A 20969-nucleotide genomic window follows, 5' to 3' on the forward strand; every position below is an offset into this window, starting at 1 on the left:
TCGCCATGAGGGACTGGGTGCTCCACGTCGACCTCGACCAGTTCATCGCCGCCGTCGAACTGCTGCGCCACCCCGAGCTGCGCGGCAGGCCCGTCGTGGTCGGCGGTTCCGGAGACCCGACCCAGCCGCGCACCGTCGCGGCCACCGCCACCTACGAGGCCCGCGCGCACGGCGTGCACTCCGGCATGCCGCTGCGCACGGCTCTCAGGCGCTGCCCTGAGGCGGTGTTCCTGCCCAGCGACCCACCGGCCTACGAGGCGGCCTCGGAGCGCGTCATGGCCGTCCTGCGCGGGTTCCCGATCCGCGTGGAGGTGTGGGGCTGGGACGAGGCCTTCGCCGGCGCCGCCACGGACGACCCGGAATCACTCGCCGCCGAGCTGCGTGCGGCGGTGCTGGCCGAGACCGAGCTGTCGTGCTCGATCGGCATCGGCGACAACAAGCACCAGGCCAAGCTCGCCTCCGCGTTCGCCAAGCCGGCCGGGGTCTTCCGCCTGACCGGCGAGAACTGGGCCGAGGTGATGAACCACCGGCCCACCGACGCGCTGTGGGGCATCGGCGCCAGGATCTCCAAGCGGCTGGCCGGGCTCGGGCTGAGCACGGTGGCCGAGCTGGCCGCCGCCGACCCGGCGGAGCTGGCTGCGCACTTCGGGCCCACCAACGGCCCCTGGTACCGCTACCTGGCGCTGGGCAAGGGCGAGGCCGAGATCGTCACCACGCCGTGGGTGGCCAGGGGCCACAGCCGCGAGACCACCTTCCCCCGCGACCTCACCGACCGGGCCGAGCTGACCGGCCACGTGGCCGACCTGGCCGGGCAGGTGGCCGCCGACGCCAGGGCGGAGGGCCGGGAGATCGTCAGGGTCTCGGTCAAGGTGCGCTTCACCCCGTTCCTGACGAGGACCCGCCAGTCGAAGCTGCCCGCCGCCACCACCGACCCCGAGGTCGTCACGCGGACCGCGCTGAACGTGCTCGGCCGCTTCGACCTCGACCGTCCGGTGCGCCTGCTCGGGGTGGGCGTGGAATACACCCTCCCCGGCGAAAGCGGCTGACACCCGGCCCGGACGCGGGCTCATCCCCGTGACGCCGAGGCGTGGAAGGCGCGCGCGGCCGCCGACCGGCCCGGTTCATCTCGCGCGACGCGGCTTCCGACACCTCGGCTTCGTCATGATCACATGGGCGGACGCTCGGCTTAGGTCAGCGTCCGCCGCTCCTTCAGTCTGACAGGCGTCTCTCCGCGAGACACCGCACCGGATTCCGCGGTGCTACTCTCCGCCCTTCTGGACGTAACTGCGCACGAACTCTTCCGCGTTCTCCTCGAGAACCTCGTCGATCTCGTCCAGAATCGCGTCGACGTCGTCGGTGAGCTTCTCCTGCCGTTCCTGTACGTCCGGCGCCGCGGAAGCCTCGGTCTCCTCAACCTCGTTCTCGCGCCGACCCGCCTGCTTCTGGCCGCCGGTGTCCTTGGATGCCATGTCCTACCTCCGCTTGGGGGACTCGCTTCTAGGGATATCTTTCCCCGAACCGAGCGACATTTCGCGTCGAACACCTCGCGATCTTCGGCGCTTGACTAGATAGTCAAGCTATCCAATACTGGACCTCCGTCCTCATAGGAGGTTCAGATGTCCCCCGCGTCCCTGAGCACGGCAGGTGTGCTCCTCATCACAGTCCCGACGATCGCCTTCGGCGGCGTGTCGCTGCTGTCGTTCCTGATGCGGAACGAGCCCGGCTACCTGGACAACCCGGTCCGGCGCGGCCTGTGGCGGGCCGGACACGCGCACGCCGGGGTCCTGGTGCTGTTCGCCCTGGTGGCGATGCTGTACGTGGACCAGGCCGACCTGTCGGACGGCTGGCGGTCGCTGACCCGCACGCTGCTGGTCGCGGCCCCGATCCTGATGCCGCTGGGGTTCTTCCTGTCGGTGGTGCGGCCGAGCGACACCAGGCCGAGCAAGCTGATCTGGCTCACCTTCGCCGGCGGGGCCTGCCTGGCGGCGGGCACGCTGACGCTGGGCATCGGCCTGGTGTGAGCGGGCCCGGTGTGAGCGGGCCCGGTGTGAGCGGGCCCGGTGTGAGCGGGCCGGCGCCCGGGCGGGCGCGGGTCACTCGCCGCCGGTGAGCGCGGCGACGAGGTCGGCGGCGGTGCGGCAGCGGTCGAACAGCTCGCCCACGTGCGCCTTGGTGCCGCGCAGCGGCTCCAGCGTGGGCACCCGCTGCAGCGACTCCCTGCCGGGGATGTCGAAGATGACCGAGTCCCAGGACGCCGCCGCGACGGACTCGCTGTACTGGCGCAGGCAGCGGCCGCGGAAGTAGGCGCGGGTGTCGGCCGGCGGGTTCTCGACGGCGCGCTGCACCTCCTCCTCGCTGACCAGCCGCTGCATGCGGCCGCGGGCGACGAGCCGGTTGTACAGGCCGCGGTCGGGCCGGATGTCGGAGTACTGCAGGTCGACGAGCTGCAGCCGCGGGTGCGACCAGGCCAGGCCGTCGCGCGAGCGGTAGCCTTCGAGCAGTTCGAGCTTGGCGACCCAGTCGAGCTCGCGGGAGAGCTGCATCGGGTCTTCGGCCAGGCGGGTGAGCACCGACTCCCAGCGGTCGAGGATGTCCTTGTTCATCTCGTCTTGAGCGGTGCCGCGCTCTTCGACGTACTTGCGGGCCTGCTCCAGGTACTCCATCTGGAGTTGCACGGCGGTGAGCTTGCGCCCGTCGCGCATGGGGATCTCGTAGCGGCAGCTCGGGTCGTGCGAGACCGCGCGCAGCGCCTGCACGGGGTTCTCGACGGCGAGGTCGCGGCTGAGGAACCCCTCCTCGATCATGGCGAGCACCAGGGCCGTGGAGCCCAGCTTAAGATAGGTCGAGATCTCGGACATGTTGGCGTCGCCGATGATCACGTGCAGCCGCCGGTATTTCTCCGGGTCGGCGTGCGGCTCGTCGCGGGTGTTGATGATGGGCCGCTTGAGCGTGGTCTCGAGGCCGACCTCGACCTCGAAGAAGTCGGCGCGCTGGCTGATCTGGAAGCCTTCGCCGCGTGAGTCCTGGCCGATGCCGACCTTGCCCGCGCCGACGACGACCTGACGCGAGACGAAGAACGGGGTGAGGTGGCGGACGATGTCGGCGAACGGCGTGGCGCGCCGCATGAGGTAGTTCTCGTGGCAGCCGTAGGAGGCGCCCTTGGCGTCGGTGTTGTTCTTGTAGAGCTGGATGGGCGCGTTGGAGGGGATGGCCGAGGCGCGCGTGGCGGCGTCGTACATCACCCGTTCGCCGGCCTTGTCCCAGATCACCGCGGCCCGGGGGTTGGTGCATTCCGGCGAGGAGTACTCGGGGTGCGCGTGGTCGACGTAGAGCCTGGCCCCGTTGGTGAGGATGACGTTGGCGAGGCCGAGATCCTCGTCCGTCAACTGGGTGGGGTCGGCGACCTCTCTGGCCAGATCGAAGCCCCGCGCGTCGCGCAGGGGGTTCTCTTCTTCGAAGTCCCATCGTGCCCTGCGCGCGCGGGCCGCCGAGGCGGCCAGGTAGGCGTTCACGACCTGCGACGAGGTCACCATCGCGTTGGCGCCTGGCTGACCAGGTACGGAGATGCCGTACTCGGTCTCGATGCCCATCACCCGACGCACCGTCATGCAACACCCTCTGTTCGTCCGGGTCTGTCTATCCGCCGTTTATATGCCCGAGCCTATGCCCTTCACAGTGCCCCAAGGCCACAGAGTTATGGCACCGACGCCTTTTCAACCTGTACGACCGGAGCTGTTGGGGTTTGTGTACGTCTGCGGGGCTTGAGTAGTCGCTGGATGGGCCGTTCGGCAAAGGAGTACACGAGATACGACAGCAGGATCGCCGCGAGCGTGGTGACGACCGCGGTCGCCCAGGGCGGCAGGACGCCGGTGAGCGGCGGGATGAGGGCCGCCGCGGCCACGCCATGGAACAGGTAAAGGGGGTAAGTGGTGCCGCCGAGCGCGGTGAGCGTTCCCGAGGCCCTGATGCGCAGCACGCCGATCGCGACGAGCGCCATGACGGCGTAGATCAGCGTGATCGTGACGATCACGCTCGCGTCGGTGACCGGCATGTTCTTGAACCCGACCGCGTCGATGCGGCGCTGCACCCGGTCGAGCGCCGGGGTGATCGAGGCGGCCCACGCGCCGGCCACGTAGAGCCAGGGCAGCCAGGCGCTGCCGTGTTTGTGGATGAGATACAGCGACATCCCGGCCACGAAGTAGGGGGCGTAGTCGGGCATGACGATCTCGTTGAGCACCGGATGGTCGAGGTACTGGGCGCCGACCGAGACGGCCAGCCACACCCCGGCGAAGACCAGGACCCGGCCGTAGGTGACCCCGATGATCACCAGGATGGCCATGAGCAGGTAGAAGCGCAGTTCGGCCCAGAGCGACCAGTAGACGCCGCTGGCGTCCACGACCTTGAACAGGCGCTGGAACATCGTGGCGTTCACCAGGTACTGGCCTGGGGAAAGTTTTGGGTCGAGCGCGGTGATGCCGGTCAGCCCGTACAGGGCCGCGACCGCGCCGAGGCTGAGCCAGTAGGCCGGGTACAGGCGGACGAACCTGGAGCGCGCGAACGCGCCGAGCCCGCGCCCCCACACGCTCATCAGGATGACGAATCCGCTGATGACGAAGAACAGCTCCACCCCGAGGATGCCCAGTCCGGCCACGGGCGCGACGGCGGGGAACAGTTCCGCCGGCCGCTCACCCCAGACCGAGGCGTAGGCGATGAGGTAGTGGAAGGCGACCACGGCCAGGGCCGCGATGAACCGCAGCAGGTCGAGTTCGGCCAACCGGCCGTCCCCCCGAGCATGCTTCGGCCGGTTAGGTGAATGCACGCCCTTTTGACGCCCCGTTGTTCACTTTGGTTCCGTCTGTCACACGGGTTTCACCGGTCCCTCTGTTCCCACCAGCAACACGCGGGCGTCCGGGCCGAGCCGGAGCGCGGCGCGGTCGGCGTCGTCGAGCGCGAGCAGCCCGGCCGCGCCCGCCGCCCCGCACGCCGACAGCGCGACCCCGTGCCGGGCCAGCAGCTCGGCGGCCTGCTCCGCCTGCCGATCGGTGATCGTCATGAACGCGTCGGCCAGGTGTTCGAGCAGCCGGAAGGCGACCAGCGAGGGTTCCAGGCAGTCGAGCCGGCCGAGCGTGGTCGGCGCGCCCTCGGCCCGCACCGGTTTGCCCGCGCGGGCGCTGTCGATCAGGCAGGGCGCGCCCTCGGGCTCGACCACGACGATCACCGGCTCCTCGCCCCACCTGTCGCGGACGTAGCCGGCCGCCGCCCCGGCCAGTCCGCCCACCCCGGCCTGCACGAATACGTGGGTCGGCGGCCGCGGGTCCTGCTCGCCGACCTCGTCGAACAGCACCGTGTAGCCGCGCATCACGTCGATGGGGATCTCGGTGTAGCCGTACCAGGAGGTGTCGGCGACGAGCCGCCAGCCGTGCTCGTCGGCGGCCCGCTGCGCCGCGGCGACGCTGCCGTCGTAGTCGTCGCCCGCGCGCCGCACGTCGGCGCCGAGCGCGCGCAGCCGCTGCGCGAACGTCTCGGGCACGCCGTGGCTGAGGTAGACCACGCAGCGCACCCCGCTCTCGCGGGCGCCGGACGCGACCGAGATGCCGTGGTTGCCCGCGCTGGCGCAGACGAACGGCGCGCCCTCCTGATCGCGCTCGGCCAGCAGGTGCACGGCGTACGCGCCGCCGAGCGCCTTGAAGCTGCCCAGCCCCATGCGGGAGCTCTCGTCCTTGACCCGGCCGATCCCCGGCACCTCGCGCAGCGGGGTGGGCCGGTAGGCGCGGTGCCCGGCGAAGTGGGCGCGGGCCTGCGTGGCGTGCTCGGCGCCGATCATGGCGCGGTCGGCCGCGGTGTACGGCGACCGCCGCGGGTTGCGAAAGAACATGATCGCCATGCTAGGCCGGGATCGGGTCTCACCCCGGGCGCACGCGGGCGTGGCGGGGCCGCGACGGTACAGATCACGCAACGCGCCGGCCAGCGGCGCCCCTGTCATCGCGGCGGTGCGCCAGCGGCGGTCAAAAGAATCATGACCAGCCCGGGCACCGGGACGGGCTCCCGGGTCAGGCGCCCGGCTGGACCTGGCGCGGCTCCCGGGTCAGGCGCTCGCGGGTCAGGCGCTTCCGGCGGTGCGGGCGGCGGCGACGGCGGCCTGGCCGAAGCTGACACCTCCGTCGCCCGCGGGCACGCGGGTGTGGGTGAGCACCCGGAACCCGGCCCGGTCGAGCCGGTCCGCGACGCCCTCCAGCAGCAGGAGGTTGTCGAAGACGCCGCCGGACAGCGCCACCGTGGTCAGCCCGGTCTCGTCCCTGATGAGGACGCAGCAGCGGGCGACGGCGTCGGCCAGGCCGTGGTGGAAGCGGGCGGCGATCACGTTCGTGCCGACGCCCGCGGCCAGGTCGTCGGCGGCGGCGCGCACCAGGTCGTGGCCGCTCACCACGAAGGGTCCCGCGGTGTCGATCCCGGCCGCGTACCCGCCGCTCTCGCCGGGGTCGGCGTGTTGTTCCAGCTCGACCGCGCCCTGCCCGTCGTAGGTGATCCGGTCGCGGACGCCGAGCAGCGCGGCCACGGCGTCGAACAGGCGGCCGGCGCTGGAGGTCAGGGGCGCGCCGGAGTCCGCCTGCGCGACCGCTTCGTCCCAGTGCTCCTGGTTGCGGCGGACGACGTCCAGCTCGGGATGGGTGTCATGCAGGTACGCGGCGGCCAGGCGCCACGGTCGGCGCGCCGCGGCCGGGCCGCCCGGCATCGGGACCTGGGCCAGATGCCCGAGCCGGTCGAAGGAACGCAGGTCGGCGCGGAGGAACTCGCCGCCCCACAGGGTGCCGTCCAGGCCGTGGCCGAGCCCATCGAGCGCCACGCCGATGACCGGCCCGCACTCGCCGTTGTCGGCCAGGCAGGCGGCGACGTGGGCGTGGTGGTGCTGGACGCCGACCAGCTCCACGCCGCCGATCTCCATGGCGTGCCTGGTGGACAGGTAGCCGGGGTCCAGGTCGTGCGCCACCACCTCGGGCCGCAGGTCGAACAGGTGGCAGAAGTGGTCGATGCCCTCCACGAATGAGCGCAGCGTCTCGTGGTTCTCCAGGTCGCCGACGGGCTGGGAGACGAACGCGCGGCGTCCGGCGGCCAGGCAGAAGGTGTTCTTCAGCTCCGCGCCGCAGGCCAGCACCGGCCGGGCGGCCGCGCGGGGCAGCGGCAGCGGCTCGGGGGCGTGCCCGCGCGCGCGGCGCACGAGTGTGGCCTTGCCTAACGCGGGCCGCACCACCGAGTCGTCGGCGCGCACGTGGATGCCCCGGTCGTGGGTGAGGAAGGCGTCGGCGATGCCGCCCAGGCGGGCCAGCGCGTCGGCGTCCTCGTAGACGATGGGCTCGTCGCAGACGTTGCCGCCGGCCAGCGCCAGGGGCGCGGCGAGCTCGCGCAGGAGCAGGTGGTGCAGCGGCGAGTACGGCAGCATCAGCCCGAGATCGCGGTGGCCCGGGGCCACGGCGGCGGCGACGGGCGCGTCCCGGCGTCTGGGCAGCAGCACGACCGGGCGGTCGCGGCCGGTCAGCAGCGCGGCGGCGGCGTCGTCCACCTCGCACAGCCGCCGGGCCTGCGCCAGGTCGGCGACCATGACCGCGAACGGTTCGTCCGCGCGGTGCTTGCGCCCGCGCAGCGTGGCGGCGGCCCGCTCGTCGGCGGCCGGGACGGCCAGGTGGTAGCCGCCGACGCCCTTGACCGCCACCACCCAGCCGGCCTCCAGCAGGCCGACGGCCGACACGATCGGGTCGCCGCACAGGCCCGCGCCGCGGGCGTCGAGCAGCCGCAGCCGCGGGCCGCAGTCCGGGCAGCAGATGGGCTGGGCCTGGTAGCGCCGGCCGGCGGGGTCGCGGTACTCGGCGGCGCAGGCGGCGCACATGCCGAAGCCGGCCATCGTGGTCAGCAGCCGGTCGTAGGGGACGCCCTTGACGAGGCTGAAGCGCGGCCCGCAGCCGGCGCAGCTGATGAACGGGTGGCCGAAGCGGCGGTCCGCCGGGTCGGCCAGTTCGCGCAGGCAGTCGGCGCAGGGCGCGGTGTCGGCGGTGACGAGCGCCCGGCGGCGGCCGGTGGCGTCGCCGCCGGCGATGGAGAACCCGCTGTGGCCGGTGGGCTCGCCGGTGACCACGGTGACCCGCTCGATCTCCGAGCGGGCGGGGGCGTCGCGTTCGAGCGCGGCCAGGAACTCCTCGATCTCCGCGATCGCGCCTTCGACCTCGATGAACACCCCGTTGACGGCGTTGCGCACCCGCCCGGCCAGGCCCAGCCTGCGCGCGAGCGCGTACACGAAGGGCCGGAAGCCCACGCCTTGAACGACGCCTTCGACGTGCACGTCCACCCGGGTGTGCGTGGTCACAGGCCCCAGTGTGAACCTCATCGGGGCGGCGCGCATGCGGTATCACGCGAGTGGGGCCGAGCGCGGGCCGGGGTCGAGCGCGGTCGGAGTCGGGGGCGGGCGTGCGAAGGGCCGCGCGGTGGCCGCGCGGCCCATCGCATGCAGCGGTCTGTTACAGGTACTGGCCCGTGTTGGCGACGGTGTCGATGGAGCGACCCGCCTCGGCGCCCTGCTTGCCGGAGACCAGCGTGCGGATGTAGACGATCCGCTCGCCCTTCTTGCCGGAGATGCGGGCCCAGTCGTCGGGGTTGGTGGTGTTAGGCAGATCCTCGTTCTCGGAGAATTCGTCCACGCAGGCCGTGAGCAGGTGCTGCACCCGCAGGCCCTTCTGGCCGGTTTCGAGGAACTGCTTGATGGCCATCTTCTTGCCCCGGTCGACGATGTTCTGGATCATCGCGCCGGAGTTGAAGTCCTTGAAGTACAGGACTTCCTTGTCGCCGTTGGCGTAGGTCACCTCGAGGAAGCGGTTCTCCTCGCTCTCGGTGTACATGCGCTCCACGACGCTCTGGATCATGCCCATGATGGTGGAATCGCGCGAGTCGGCGTGTTCGGCCAGGTCATCCGGGTGCAGCGGAAGCTCGGAGACGAGGTACTTGGAGAAGATGTCCTTGGCCGCCTCGGCGTCCGGCCGCTCGATCTTGATCTTGACGTCCAGGCGGCCGGGCCGCAGGATCGCCGGGTCGATCATGTCCTCGCGGTTGGAGGCGCCGATGACGATGACGTTCTCCAGGCCCTCGACGCCGTCGATCTCCGACAGCAGCTGGGGGACGATGGTGTTCTCCACGTCGGAGGAGACGCCCGAGCCACGGGTACGGAAGATCGAGTCCATCTCGTCGAAGAACACGATCACCGGGGTGCCCTCGGAGGCCTTCTCACGGGCCCGCTGGAAGACCAGGCGGATGTGCCGCTCGGTCTCACCGACGTACTTGTTGAGCAGTTCCGGGCCCTTGATGTTGAGGAAGAAGCTCTTGCCGGACTGGCCGGTCTTCTCCGCGACCTGCTTGGCCAGGGAGTTGGCGACGGCCTTGGCGATGAGTGTCTTGCCGCAACCGGGCGGGCCGTACAGCAGCACGCCCTTGGGGGGCCGCAGCTTGTGCTCGCGGAACAGGTCGGCGTGCAGGTAGGGCAGCTCGATCGCGTCCCTGATCTGCTCGATCTGCCTGCTGAGGCCGCCGATCTCCTCGTAGGAGATGTCGGGCACCTCTTCGAGCACCAGCTCTTCGACTTCGGACTTGGGTATGCGCTCGTAGACGTAGCCCGAGCGGGGTTCGAGCAGCAGTGAGTCGCCGGCCCTGATGGGCTGTCCGACCAGCGACTCGGCCAGTCGCACGACGCGTTCTTCGTCGGCGTGCGAGATGACCAGGGCTCGCTTGCCCTCGTCGAGCAGTTCCTTGAGCATCACGATCTCGCCGACCTCTTCGTAGCCGAGGGCTTCGACCACGTTGAGCGCCTCGTTGAGCATGACCTCCTGGCCACGCCGCAACGAGTCGACGTCGACGGCTGGACTGACGTTCACGCGGAGCTTGCGGCCGCCGGTGAACACCTCGATCGTGCCGTCTTCTCTGGCCTCCAGGAAGGTGCCGAAGCCGGAGGGCGGCTGCGCCAGCCGGTCGACTTCTTCCTTGAGGGCGACGATCTGGTCCCTGGCCTCCTTCAACGTGGCGACCAGGCGCTCGTTCTGGCCGGTGACGGCCGCGAGGTTCGCCTGTGCCTCGTGAAGGCGCTCTTCGAGGACCCTGGCCTGACGGGGTGACTCGGCCAGCTTCCGCCTCAGCGCGGTGATCTCCTCCTGCAGGAAGGAGACCTGTGTTGAAAGATCAGCGACCTCCCGTTCGCGCTGCGCGGCTCGAGCCTCAGCATCATCGCGAGCTGCCACGCCCCGTCACCTCCTTCCCAGTCGAGGGCGACTACTTAGGACCTTACCTATCTCGGGCCCCTCCGTAACCTGGCCGGGCAGTGTTCGTAGAGTGACATTCAGTATTCGGTGAATAATCCCCAATAGTGCGTTTAATACTCCCAGCATATGAACACGGCGATCTGTTCCCGTGTCACGCACCAACGCACCCTCGTGGCCAAATTGTCATAGTTCCTCGGTCGTCCCCTTCGGTCGGCGGCGGCGCGGCGGCGGGGTGACGCCGTCGGCCATGCGGCGGGCGGTGACGAGGAACCCGGTGTGGCCGATCATCCGATGATCGGGTCGTACCGCGAGCCCTTCGACATGCCAGTCGCGAACCAGGGTCTCCCACGCGTGAGGCTCGGTGAAACACCCGTGATCGCGAATGACCTCGACGGTCTTGGACATCTGCGTGGTCGTGGCCACGTAGCAGCAGATGACGCCACCGGGGGTGAGCGCCTTGGCGGCGGCGTCGACGCACTCCCAGGGGGCGAGCATGTCGAGGATCACCCGGTCGACGTCGGCCTCGTCGATCGAGGCCACGAGGTCGCCGACGACCAGCCGCCAGTTGTCGTCCATGGGGCCGCCGTAGAACTTCTCCACGTTCTTGCGCGCCACGTCCGCGAACTCCTCGCGGCGCTCGTAGGAGGTGACGTGCCCCTCCGGGCCGACCGCGCGCAGCAGGAAGCAGGTCAGGGCGCCGGAGCCGACGCCGGCCTCGATCACCCGGGCGCCGGGGAAGATGTCGGCCATGCCGACGATCATCGAGGCGTCCTTCGGGTAGATGACGGCCGCGCCGCGCGGCATGGCCAGGGTGTAGTCCTGGAGGAGGTGGCGGAAGGCCAGATACTGGGTGCCGCCGCTGGAGCGCACGACCGAGCCTTCGGGCTGGCCGATCAGGTCGCTGTGCGGGATGGCGCCCTTGTGCGTGTGGTAGACGCCGTCCTGCTTGAGCGTGATCGTGTGACGCTTGTTCTTGGGGTCGGTGAGCTGCACCTGATCCCCCACCTGAAACGGCCCATGCCTGCGGAAACCCATGGCGGCAAGGTTAATGGGTTCCTGGCCCCGTCCCGCCCACGGTATCTATAGGGACATGCTCCCCCGTGAAGTGATCTCCACCGGTTCCCTGCTGCTGCGTCCGCCGGCCGACGGTGACGTCCAGGACATCGTGCGCGCGTTCGACGACCCGGAGACGGGCCGGTTCCTGCCGCTGACGCCGCTGCCGTACCGGGCCGAGGACGCCGTGGAGTACCTGAAGGCGGCGCAGGTCAAGTGGGAGGGCGGCGGCGCGGAGTTCGCCATCACCGAGGGCGGCCGCTACGTGGGCTCGATCGGCGTGCGCGCGCCCGACCAGTGGGGGGTCACCGAGATCGGCTACCTGGTGGCGCCGTGGGCGCGCGGCAGGGGCGTGGCCGCCACGGCGACCAGGGCGCTCACCGACTGGCTGTTCGACCGGGGGGTGCGCAGGGTCGAACTGCAGGCCGAGGTGGAGAACGTGGCCAGCCTGCGGGTCGCGGTGAAGTCCGGCTTCCGCGAGGAGGGCCGCAGGCGCGAGGTGAAGCTGCTGCGCGACGGCCGCTACGCCGACCTCATCACCTTCGGCAGGCTCGCGCACGATCCCGGCGACGCGGAGGAGCCGTACCTGCCGTTCTTCGCCGACGGGCAGCTCACCGACGGCGTGGTGCGGCTGACCCCGATGACCGTGGACGACGCGGTCCCCTTCAACGCGATGATGGCCGAGGAGGCCGTGGCCGCCTACTCGGTGGGCCCGGCGGGCACGCTGGACGACCACGTGCGCAGGTGCCGCAACACCGGCTACTGGTGGCTGTCCGGCCAGCGGATCGAGCTGGCGATCAGAGACGCGGCCACCGACGCGTTCGCCGGGCACGTGCAGCTGATGCAGGTGGCGCCGGTGCTCGGGCAGGCCATGATCGGCTACTCGCTGGTGTCGGCGTACCGCGGCAGGGGCTTCATGACGCGCGCGGTGAACCTGCTGGTCGACTGGACGTTCGCGAACACGGCGCTGCACCGCGTGGTGGCGGGCACCGACGAGTCGAACACGGCCTCGCACGCGGTGCTGGAACGTGCCGGGTTCACGCGGGAGTGCCGGCATCGCCAGCTGCTGCCGCGTCCGGACGGGACCCGCGCCGACGACATCGAGTGGCTCCGCCTCCGTCCCGCCTGACCCCCGTCTGTCTGTCGCCGGGACCACCTCTGAGCAGGACGGCTCGGGAAGGTCAAGCCCGCGGCACCCCAGCGGACATCCGAAATGTCGGAAAAACTCTGATTTCCTGTTGTGGGGCTAGTCAAGGCGCGGGCCGAGAGCAATACTCCGAGTCACCGCACTTGAGATTCGCGTGATCGGGCTGCGCGATCTCCCATCCCCTCACCCGAGGGATTACCGCGATGCCATACACCCGTGTAGATATCGCCATGCGTGAACTCATCAACTCGTTCTCCTGCCTCGAAGCGGGGGGCCTGCTCGATCGGCTGGCGCGCGCCGCGGCGGCGATCGGCGGTACCGCTTACGCCGGGTTCGTCGGCGTGGATCCGCTGCGTCACGAGGCCCGTCCGATCCACCTGCACGGGCCGCCCGGCGACCCGCTGGGGGTGCGCAGGTGGCTGTCCGAATCCGGCGTGCTGAAGGAGCTCGCCGCCGCCTCGGCCCCGGTACGGCTGCCCAGGGACGCCGCTCTGGGCGAACCGGGCTTCCTGGCCACACCGGTACCGCTGGCCACGCGGGACCACACGTTCCTGTGGGTGGCGGGGCGGGGGTTCGGTGACAACGACGAGCATCTGCTGAGCCGGTTCGCGACGGCGTCGGGGCGGGCGCTGGAGGCGGCCAGCGGGCTGGAGGCGGCGGTGCACCTGCTGCGCGGGGTGCGCGCCTTCCGCCCTGCGTAACGGGGTGATACGGACGACCGTTTTCCAGGGAATCGCCTGTCTGGAATACCGCCACATTTCCTGAGAAATTCTCGGATATCCACCCGCCGAAAACCATCGTTCGAAAGATTTTCCATCCGCTGCGGCTTCGGTAATCTAAAACCACGATATTTCCATGCAATTTCGGTAAATATCGCCAACGCCCGCACTTCCACGCGCCCAGCCCGACCGGCCACCCCGGCCCACCGACCAACGGGATGAGCGACAGCCCACCGGGCCCGGCAGCGGACCGGGCAGTGCCCCCTCAGTGGGCCCTTGGCGGGTCCGGCAGTGGGCCCGTCGGTGGGCCCGTCGGTGGGCCCGTCGGTGGGCCCGTCAATGGGCCCGTCAATGGGCGGTCGGCGGGCCGCGCGGCGGGCGGCCTCCCGAGGTCCGCTGCATCACCCCATGGGCAGGCCAGGTGCCCGACCATCCGGAACCGTGGCATGCGAAACCGTGGCCGGCCCGGACCATGGCCGGCCCCGGGTGGCGCGGCGGGTGGGCTAGCGTGGCGTGGCATGCGGGTTCTCGTGGTGGGCGGTAGCGGGTTTCTCGGGCGTGAGCTGGTGCGCCGGTGCCTGGCGGCCGGGCACGAGGTGGCCGCCACGTACCTGTCCCGCCCGGTCGACGACGGCGACGACGACGCTCGCGAGGCGGTGGCGTGGCTGCGGCTGGACGTCCGGTCCCGCGCGGACGCCCACGCGCTCGTGGCCCGGGTCCGGCCGGACGTGCTGGTCAACGCCGCGTACCTGCAGACGGACTGGTCGGCCACCGCCGACGGACCGGCGCACCTGGCGCTGGCCGCCGCCGCGCACGGGAGCCGTCTGGTGCACGTCTCATCCGACGTGGTCTTCTCCGGCGCCAGAACCCGCTACCCCGAGACCTGCGTGCCCGACCCGATCAGCCCGTACGGCGCCGCGAAGGCCGCCGCCGAGACCGCGGTGCGCGCCATCCTGCCCGGGGCGGCGATCGTGCGGACGTCCCTGATCATCGGCGGCGGCTCCGCGCGGCCCCCGGGCGAAGAGCGACCCGCGCGCCCGTCCCCCGGCGAGAGCGCGGCGCCGGGGTCGCCCAGCGAGGTCCTGGTGCACGCGCTGGCCACCGGCCGCGCCCGGGGCGTGCTGTTCGCCGACGAGGTGCGCTGCCCGGTCCACGTGGGCGACCTGGCGTCGGCGCTGCTGGAGCTGGCGGCCCCCGATCGCGGCGGGACCTATCACGCGGCCGGCGCGGACGCCCTGAGCAGGCACCGGCTCGGCCTGCTCATCGCCCGGCGCGACGGCCTGGATCCCGCGCTGCTCACCCCCGGTGAACGCGCCGCGTCCGGGGTGCCGGGGCCGCTCGCCGTCCGCCTGGACTGCACGGCGACGCAGCGCCTCCTCGGCACGCGGCTGCGCGGCGCCGAGGAGTTCCTCGCCGCAGCCGCGCCCTGATCTTCCCGCTCAGCGGCGGTGCAGCATGGCGTGGGTGGCCTCTTCGACGATGTCGCGCATCACCCGTTCCGCCTCCGCCGCGTCACCCGCCTGCACGGCCTGCGCCACCTCGGCATGCCACCGGATCGCCGCCGGCTCGGGCACGGCCGGCATCAGGTGATGGTGCGTGCGCCCGGTCAGCACCTCGGCCACCACATCGGTCAGCGCCCCGAACATCTCGTTGCCCGAGGCTTCGAGCAGCACCCGGTGGAAGCGGATGTCGGCCGCCAGGTACGCCTCCAGGTCCCCCGACCTGCCGTGCACGGCCATCCGCATCACCGCCCCGGTGAGCTCCCCGCACTGCTCGGGCGTGGCGTGCGCGGCGGCCAGTGCGGCGGCGACCGGTTCGACGCCGCGGCGCAGTTCGCCCAGCGAGCGCAGCAGTGACGCGCGCTCGTCGCTGTCGAGCCGCCAGCGGATGACGCGCGGGTCGAACAGGTTCCAGGCGGCGCGGGGCGTGACCGTGATGCCGACGCGGCGGCGGCTGGTCAGCATGCCCATGGACTCCAGCACCTTGATCGCCTCGCGGACGACCGTGCGCGAGACACCGAAGCGGCCTTCGAGCTGCTCGATCCTGAGCACCTGCCCGGCGGCGTAGGCGCCGGACACGACCAGGGTGCCCAGCTCGTCGAGCACGCTGCCGTGCAGGCCGGGCTGTGCCTCGTCCCGCTCTCCCGCGGTGTCGCCCATGTCGTCCCCTCCCACGCGCGGCCCCATACTCACACGCTTCCTGGAGATCGTCACAACGGGCTTGAGTAAAGGTATGATTTATTCACTGTTTTCTCTTGATTAATATGATGCATCGCGCATAGCCTGACGCGAACTTCAGCCCGAGAGGTCGCCTGCCATGGACGTACGTCATCCCCCCGCCTCCGGTCCGCTCGTCGTCGTGATGGGCGTGACCGGATCGGGCAAGACCACGGTCGGCGGCGCGCTCGCGGCCCGGCTCGGGGTGCCGTTCGCCGACGCGGACGACTTCCACTCCCCCGCGAACGTCGCCAAGATGTCGGCCGGCGTCCCCCTGGACGACGCCGACCGCCGGCCCTGGCTGCGCTCGATCGGCCGCTGGCTGCACGAGCACGCCGGCGCCGGGGCCGTGGTGGGCTGCTCGGCGCTCAAGCGGGCCTACCGCGACCTGCTGCGCGCCGACGCGCCGTCGACGTGCTTCGTGCACCTGGACGGCGACGCCGAGACGATCAGGCGCCGTGTGGCCGCACGCCCCGGGCACTTCATGCCGGAGTCGCTGGTCGCCTCCCAGTTCGCCACGCTGGAGCCGCTCCAGGACGACGAGCCGGGCGTCGTGCTCGATCTGAGCCTGCCCGTGGCCGATCTCGTGTCGGCCGCCGTCGCCGCCCTGCGGGAACCCGCCGCTCGGGACGTCCCGGGCGAGGGCTCCGCCCCCTCCGTCTGACCCCAAGCCGCGCCCGCACCGGGCGCGATCCCCACCTCCGGTCGCCTCCCGCAGCGGGCCGCCGGCCCCTCATCAGGAGAACCGACATGACCACCTCCCCCCTCCTCGCGCTCGCGGAGGGGGCGGCCGTCTCCAGTGGACGGCTCGTTCCAGCGGCGCTCGTGGGCATCGCCCTCATCGTGGCCTTGATCACCCGGTTCAAGCTGCATCCCGCCCTGTCGCTGACGCTCGGCTCGCTGGCCGTCGGCGCGGTCGCCGGGCTGCCGCTCGCCGACACCATCGACGGCTTCACCAAGGGCTTCGGCAGCACCGCGGCCGGCGTCGGAGTGCTGATCGCACTGGGTGCGATGTTCGGCAAGCTGCTGGCGGACTCGGGCGGCGCGAGCCAGATCGTGGACACGATCATCGGCCGTGCCGGCCCGCGCACGCTGCCGTGGTCGATGGCCGCGGTCGGCGCGCTGATCGGCCTGCCGATGTTCTTCGAGATCGGTCTCGTGCTGCTGATGCCGGTCGTCTTCCTGGTCGCGCGCCGCTCTGGGCTGTCGCTGATCAGGGTGGGCGTCCCGGCGCTGGCGGGCCTGTCCGTGATGCACGGCCTGGTGCCGCCGCACCCCGGCCCGCTGGTGGCCATCGACGCGCTCAAGGCCGACCTGGGGCTCACGCTCGGCCTGGGCGTGCTCATCGCGGTCCCGACGGTGATCGTGGCCGGACCGCTGCTGGCCAGGTTCGCCGGGCGGTGGGTGAACGTGCCCGCGCCCGAGCTGTTCGAGACCGGCAGGGAGGCCGAGAACGAGCGCCGGCCGTCGTTCGGCGTGACGCTGGCCACCGTGCTGCTGCCGGTGGTGCTCATGATGGGCAAGGCGCTGGCCGACATCTTCCTGGCCGAGGGCGACGGCCTGCGCGCGGCCCTGGACTTCCTCGGCACCCCGCTGGTGGCGCTGCTCATCGCGGTGATCGTGGCGATGTTCACGTTCGGCCGCGGCTCGGGCATGGACCGTCATGGCGTGGCCAGGACGATCGAGCAGTCGCTGCCGCCGATCGCGGGCATCATCCTCATCGTCGCGGCGGGCGGCGGCTTCAAGCAGACGCTGATCGACACCGGCATCGGCAAGCTGGTGGCCGACTGGGTGCAGAACAGCGGCCTGTCGGTGCTGGTGCTGGCCTGGCTGGTGGCGGTGCTGATCCGTCTGGCCACCGGTTCTGCCACGGTCGCCACGGTGACCGCGTCGGGCATCCTGGCGCCGCTGGTGACGCACCTGAGCACCGGCGAGACCTCGCTGCTGGTGCTCGCGATCGGCGCCGGCTCGCTGTTCTTCTCCCACGTCAACGACGCGGGCTTCTGGCTGGTCAAGGAGTACTTCGGGCTGAACGTGGGCCAGACGATCAAGTCGTGGTCGCTGATGGAGACGGTGATCTCGGTGGTCGGCCTGGCGTTCGTGCTGCTGGTGAGCCCCCTGGTCGGCTAGCCGAGTGCGTCCTAAGTGGGTCAGTGGTCGTTGGCGACCAGTGATCTGGTGACGGGCCAGCCGGTGTCGCGGTTGTGCCAGATGTCGCGGTCAGAGCCAGGATGCGCTGGGTGATCCGGGCGCCGACGCCGGTGACTGTACGGCCGGCCGCCCTGCACTTCCAGGTCGAGCCGGCTCTCGAGGGTGTCGTTGACGGACTCGATGAGCAGGCGGATCGGCTTGAGCAGGTGCTCAACGGGACGGGGTGTGCGGTTGCGGCAGGACAGGCGCAGCAGCCGCACCCCGTGTTCGGGCCAGGAAGGCGTCCACCTCGGCGGAGACGTAGTCCTTGCCGGCGATGATCAGCAGGCCGGTCCGCTCGGCGAGGAGGTGCGGATCATGCTCGCAGATGACCATCAGCACCTGCCGTTCGTCGATGTCGAGGGTGGCCAGGGCCCAGGTGATCGACAGACTGGCGGGTGTGCAGAGCAGGCGCAGGCTCCAGAAGTGGCGGCAGTAGCCCAGCCGGCCAACCGGCCAGGTCCGAGCGCAAGACGATGGGGCTTGAACGGCCGCGTTCGATGGGGGCGGAATCCACCACGCACAAGGGGCCCAGCCGCAGGTCGGTGTCTTGTGCCAGGACGCGGATTGAACAGCGGCAGGACCTGGTGCAGGCGTTTGTTGTAGCTGGATCGGCCGAGAAGGTAGGGGAGGCGCCGGGCAGGTGCTCGCGGACGTAACGGAGCCGGCGGGCCTCGGAGTGGACACCGAGGAGCACTTGGGCGACCGCCAGGGTGAGCAGTTCGGCATTGGTCGGTTCGCGAAGCGTCCCAGCCGCTGCTGACGGCCGAGCCAGTCGTCGATCCTGACGTAAAGCGCGGTGAGAAGGGTGTTGAGGTCTGTCCTCACAAACCGATCGTCAACACCCGTCGCCATGAACGCACTCCGTGCTGCGGCGACCTAGTAGTGCTTTGTTAGGTCTGGTGATGGCTGTTGCGGCGTAACGGTTTCAGCCTTCGATGGCAGGTGGGACATGCGCCGGTCCAGGTCGCGAGTAGCAGTTGTAACTCGCGGATGACCTTGTAGAGGGTCAGGCCGGCGCAGCCGCTTTTGGGTCGAGTCGCAGCATGGTGATGAACAGGTGCGCGGCGGTGACGAGGGTCACGTGGCGATGCCAGCCGGTCCAAAACCGGCCCTCGAAGTGGTCCAGTCCCAGGCCGGTCTTCAACTCGCGGTAGTCGTGCTCGATCCGCCAGCGGATCTTGCCCAGGCGGATCAGATCGGCTCGGCCGGTGTCGGCGGGCAGGCTGGACAGCCAATACTTGACCGGCTCGCTCTCGTCGTCGGGCCACTGCGCGATCAGCCACCGCTCAGGCAGGGCGCCGTCGCTGTCGCGGGCGATGCGGTGTCCGGCAGGGCGCACGCGCAGGAAGACGAACTGCGAGCTCATCTCACCCTTGGAGCCTTCGCGCCAGGTGAGCGTGGCCGCTGAGTCGCGGCCGGCAGCCCGGACGTGGCCGGCCAAGCTGACGGCGGTGTCCGGGTAGCGCAGACCGGTGCGGGTTGGAGGCCGGCCTCGGCCGGACCAGACCCGCGGCACCGCAACCACATCCGCAGCGTGTGCGAGGGCGTCGCCTTTGACCTGCACGATGTAGCCGATCCCGCGCTCGTCCAGGGCGCCGCGGAACTGACTGCTGTCGCCGTAGCCGGCATCGGCTACCACCACCGGCGGGCACAGCCCTTGCTCGATCAACGCATCGAGCATCTCCACCGCCATCATCCACTTCGGACGATGCCGCTCCGCGCCCGGAATCCCGCAACGGTTGCGTCGCGCGGCCACGTCCGAGCGCGTGGTGGCATCACTCGCCTCGTCATCCCATGACGTCGGCACGAACAGCCGCCAATCGAGTGGACTTGAGGCGGTGTCGGTGACCGCATGGACACTCACCCCGATCTGACAGTTCGCCACTTTTCCCAGGGTGCCGGAGTACTGTCGCGCCACACACGGTGACCTCGTGCCGTCCTTCGGGAAACCGGTGTCGTCGACCACCCAGGCCACCGGCTCCACGAGGTCGATGGCCCGCCGGGCCAGCCTGAACCGCACCGCGCGGGTGTCCCACGTCGACGTGGTCACGAACTGCTGCAACCCCTGATGGTCCACCCCGAGCCGTTCGGCCATCGGCTGCATCGACTTACGCCGCCCGTCCAGCAACAACCCACGCAGGTACGTCACCCCTTTGGCCCGCTGATCCGAGCGGGCCATGGGCGCGAACATCTCCGCGGCGAACGCCTCGAGGCGTTGCCGCACCACCGAAAGCTCATGAGGAGTCACCGCAGCATGAAACTACCCACACCGTCACAGCGACGCCACGACACGCCGACCTAACAAAGCACTACTAGGACCTGTCTTCAAAGGTGATCTAGATGGGGGATCATCGTGAGGTGATCCGGCGTCATGAGCTCAGTGATGAAGAGTGGGAGCGGTTGCGGCCGTTTCTCCCGGCAGCGCGGTTGGGACGTCCGCGAGAGGACGACCGGCGGGTGCTGAACGGGATCGTGTGGAAGATCCGTACCGGGGTGGCCTGGCGGGATGTGCCGCCGCGGTACGGATCTTGACAGAGCTTGTACACCCGGTTTCGGCGCTGGGCGCTGGATGGCACGTTCACCGCGATGCTGCAGGCTGTGCAGGCCCAGGCCGATGCGCGCGGGGACATCGATTGGCTGGTGGCGGTGGACTCCACCATCGTGCGGGCGCACCAGCACGCGGCCGGCGCCCGAAAAGGGGGCTCCGGGCAGGGGCGGAGCCGGATCACGCCCTCGGCCGATCCCGCGGCGGGCTGACCAGCAAGATCCACCTGGCCTGCGACGAAGCCGGACGGCCGCTGGCGTTCTGCCTGAGCGGCGGCAACGTCAACGACTGCACCCGCCTGGAGCAGGTCCTGGCCGCCATCCGAGTCCCCCGCTCAGGGTCGGGCCGCCCGCGCGTGCGGCCCGATCACCTGGTGGCCGACAAGGGTTACAGCACCGGCAAGATCCGCGCCTACCTGCGCCAGCGGGGCATCGCCCACACCATTCCCGAACGCAGTGATCAGATCGCCGCACGCAAACGGCGTGGTTCCCGCGGCGGACGTCCGCCCCGCTTCGACCGGACCCTCTACAAGCGCCGCAACGTCGTCGAACGCTGCTTCAACCGGCTCAAGCAGTTCCGCGGCCTGGCCACCCGCTACGACAAGACCGCAAGCTCCTACACCGCCGTGGTCACCATCGCCTGCATCCTGCAATGGCTGTGATCATTTGAAGACAGGTCCTAGTACTACAACCTGATTTCGTGATGATCGGTCAATAGAGTGTGGATCGTGCTTACTTCTCACGATCTTCAGGCTTGGGTGGCGGGACTGGATGCGCTGTTCGCGCGGGTTGCTGGTCGTTTCGG

The 20969-nt window shown here is 70.5% G+C and carries 16 protein-coding genes and 2 pseudogenes; 8 read left to right on the forward strand and 10 right to left on the reverse strand.

The window, feature by feature from the left end; all coding sequences use genetic code 11:
* Nucleotides 1–5: 5 nt before the first annotated feature.
* Nucleotides 6–1046, forward strand: coding sequence for a DNA polymerase IV (locus HII36_RS25685; protein ID WP_173525803.1), 1041 nt, complete (start codon nt 6–8; stop codon nt 1044–1046).
* A 213-nt stretch (nt 1047–1259) separates the two neighbouring features.
* Here the strand turns inward: HII36_RS25685 and HII36_RS25690 are convergent, their stop codons facing one another.
* A complete protein-coding gene (locus tag HII36_RS25690; RefSeq protein WP_173525804.1) occupies nt 1260–1469 on the reverse strand; it encodes a ubiquitin-like protein Pup in 210 nt (69 codons plus the stop codon).
* A 147-nt stretch (nt 1470–1616) separates the two neighbouring features.
* Here HII36_RS25690 and HII36_RS25695 point away from each other — a divergent pair, with 147 nt between their 5' ends.
* Nucleotides 1617–2021 (forward strand): hypothetical protein, encoded by a 405-nt coding sequence (locus tag HII36_RS25695; protein WP_173525805.1) that lies wholly within the window; start codon nt 1617–1619, stop codon nt 2019–2021.
* A gap of 72 nt (nt 2022–2093) precedes the next feature.
* On the opposite strand, the gene dop is transcribed toward HII36_RS25695, so the two are convergent.
* The 6 genes from dop to HII36_RS25725 form a co-directional block, all read right to left on the reverse strand.
* Nucleotides 2094–3608, reverse strand: a complete 1515-nt coding sequence (dop, locus tag HII36_RS25700; protein ID WP_217369954.1) for a depupylase/deamidase Dop — start codon at nt 3606–3608, stop codon at nt 2094–2096.
* A gap of 86 nt (nt 3609–3694) precedes the next feature.
* On the reverse strand, nt 3695–4774 hold the full coding sequence (locus HII36_RS25705; protein WP_217369955.1) for an acyltransferase family protein: 1080 nt from the start codon (nt 4772–4774) through the stop codon (nt 3695–3697).
* An 84-nt stretch (nt 4775–4858) separates the two neighbouring features.
* Complete coding sequence (locus HII36_RS25710) at nt 4859–5875, reverse strand: pyridoxal-phosphate dependent enzyme (protein ID WP_173525807.1); 1017 nt, start codon at nt 5873–5875, stop codon at nt 4859–4861.
* A gap of 225 nt (nt 5876–6100) precedes the next feature.
* Nucleotides 6101–8356 carry a carbamoyltransferase HypF gene (hypF, locus tag HII36_RS25715; protein WP_328807887.1) on the reverse strand — a complete coding sequence of 752 codons (2256 nt, stop codon included), beginning with the start codon at nt 8354–8356 and terminating at the stop codon, nt 6101–6103.
* A 151-nt stretch (nt 8357–8507) separates the two neighbouring features.
* On the reverse strand, nt 8508–10271 hold the full coding sequence (gene arc, locus HII36_RS25720) for a proteasome ATPase (protein WP_173525809.1): 1764 nt from the start codon (nt 10269–10271) through the stop codon (nt 8508–8510).
* A 204-nt stretch (nt 10272–10475) separates the two neighbouring features.
* Entirely contained in the window at nt 10476–11327 is an 852-nt protein-coding gene (locus tag HII36_RS25725) for a tRNA (adenine-N1)-methyltransferase (RefSeq protein WP_173525810.1), read from the reverse strand.
* A gap of 55 nt (nt 11328–11382) precedes the next feature.
* On the opposite strand from HII36_RS25725, the gene HII36_RS25730 reads away from it, so the two are divergent.
* From HII36_RS25730 to HII36_RS25740, 3 genes are all read left to right on the forward strand, one after another.
* Complete coding sequence (locus tag HII36_RS25730) at nt 11383–12474, forward strand: GNAT family N-acetyltransferase (protein WP_173525811.1); 1092 nt, start codon at nt 11383–11385, stop codon at nt 12472–12474.
* Nucleotides 12475–12722: 248 nt separating this feature from the next.
* Entirely contained in the window at nt 12723–13193 is a 471-nt protein-coding gene (locus tag HII36_RS25735) for a hypothetical protein (RefSeq protein ID WP_173525812.1), read from the forward strand.
* 536 nt (nt 13194–13729) lie between these two features.
* A complete protein-coding gene (locus tag HII36_RS25740) occupies nt 13730–14641 on the forward strand; it encodes an SDR family oxidoreductase (protein WP_173525813.1) in 912 nt (303 codons plus the stop codon).
* Between the two features lie 9 nt (nt 14642–14650).
* Here the strand turns inward: HII36_RS25740 and HII36_RS25745 are convergent, their stop codons facing one another.
* Complete coding sequence (locus HII36_RS25745) at nt 14651–15385, reverse strand: FadR/GntR family transcriptional regulator (RefSeq protein WP_328807888.1); 735 nt, start codon at nt 15383–15385, stop codon at nt 14651–14653.
* A gap of 142 nt (nt 15386–15527) precedes the next feature.
* Between HII36_RS25745 and HII36_RS25750 the strand changes: the two genes are divergently transcribed.
* Nucleotides 15528–16091, forward strand: a complete 564-nt coding sequence (locus tag HII36_RS25750; protein WP_217369956.1) for a gluconokinase — start codon at nt 15528–15530, stop codon at nt 16089–16091.
* A gap of 86 nt (nt 16092–16177) precedes the next feature.
* A complete protein-coding gene (locus HII36_RS25755; RefSeq protein ID WP_173525814.1) occupies nt 16178–17557 on the forward strand; it encodes a GntP family permease in 1380 nt (459 codons plus the stop codon).
* Between the two features lie 20 nt (nt 17558–17577).
* Here HII36_RS25755 and HII36_RS59490 read toward each other — a convergent pair.
* Together HII36_RS59490 and HII36_RS25765 are read right to left on the reverse strand one after the other, a co-directional pair.
* Nucleotides 17578–18445 (reverse strand): annotated as a pseudogene (locus HII36_RS59490) (IS982 family transposase).
* Between the two features lie 181 nt (nt 18446–18626).
* Nucleotides 18627–19868 (reverse strand): IS701 family transposase, encoded by a 1242-nt coding sequence (locus tag HII36_RS25765; protein WP_173525815.1) that lies wholly within the window; start codon nt 19866–19868, stop codon nt 18627–18629.
* A 92-nt stretch (nt 19869–19960) separates the two neighbouring features.
* Here HII36_RS25765 and HII36_RS25770 point away from each other — a divergent pair.
* Nucleotides 19961–20826: pseudogene (locus HII36_RS25770) on the forward strand (IS5 family transposase).
* The last annotated feature ends 143 nt before the right edge of the window (nt 20827–20969 follow it).

It is taken from the genome of Nonomuraea antri, from assembly GCF_013283785.1.
GTDB lineage: Bacteria > Actinomycetota > Actinomycetes > Streptosporangiales > Streptosporangiaceae > Nonomuraea > Nonomuraea antri.

Coding starts and splice junctions, on each gene's coding strand:
- HII36_RS25685 (WP_173525803.1), top strand. CDS start 6: ATGAGGGACTGGGTGCTCCACGTCGACCTCGACCAGTTCATCGCCGCC.
- HII36_RS25690 (WP_173525804.1), bottom strand. CDS start 1,469: ATGGCATCCAAGGACACCGGCGGCCAGAAGCAGGCGGGTCGGCGCGAG.
- HII36_RS25695 (WP_173525805.1), top strand. CDS start 1,617: ATGTCCCCCGCGTCCCTGAGCACGGCAGGTGTGCTCCTCATCACAGTC.
- dop (WP_217369954.1), bottom strand. CDS start 3,608: ATGACGGTGCGTCGGGTGATGGGCATCGAGACCGAGTACGGCATCTCC.
- HII36_RS25710 (WP_173525807.1), bottom strand. CDS start 5,875: ATGTTCTTTCGCAACCCGCGGCGGTCGCCGTACACCGCGGCCGACCGC.
- HII36_RS25725 (WP_173525810.1), bottom strand. CDS start 11,327: ATGGGTTTCCGCAGGCATGGGCCGTTTCAGGTGGGGGATCAGGTGCAG.
- HII36_RS25730 (WP_173525811.1), top strand. CDS start 11,383: ATGCTCCCCCGTGAAGTGATCTCCACCGGTTCCCTGCTGCTGCGTCCG.
- HII36_RS25735 (WP_173525812.1), top strand. CDS start 12,723: ATGCGTGAACTCATCAACTCGTTCTCCTGCCTCGAAGCGGGGGGCCTG.
- HII36_RS25740 (WP_173525813.1), top strand. CDS start 13,730: ATGCGGGTTCTCGTGGTGGGCGGTAGCGGGTTTCTCGGGCGTGAGCTG.
- HII36_RS25750 (WP_217369956.1), top strand. CDS start 15,528: ATGGACGTACGTCATCCCCCCGCCTCCGGTCCGCTCGTCGTCGTGATG.
- HII36_RS25755 (WP_173525814.1), top strand. CDS start 16,178: ATGACCACCTCCCCCCTCCTCGCGCTCGCGGAGGGGGCGGCCGTCTCC.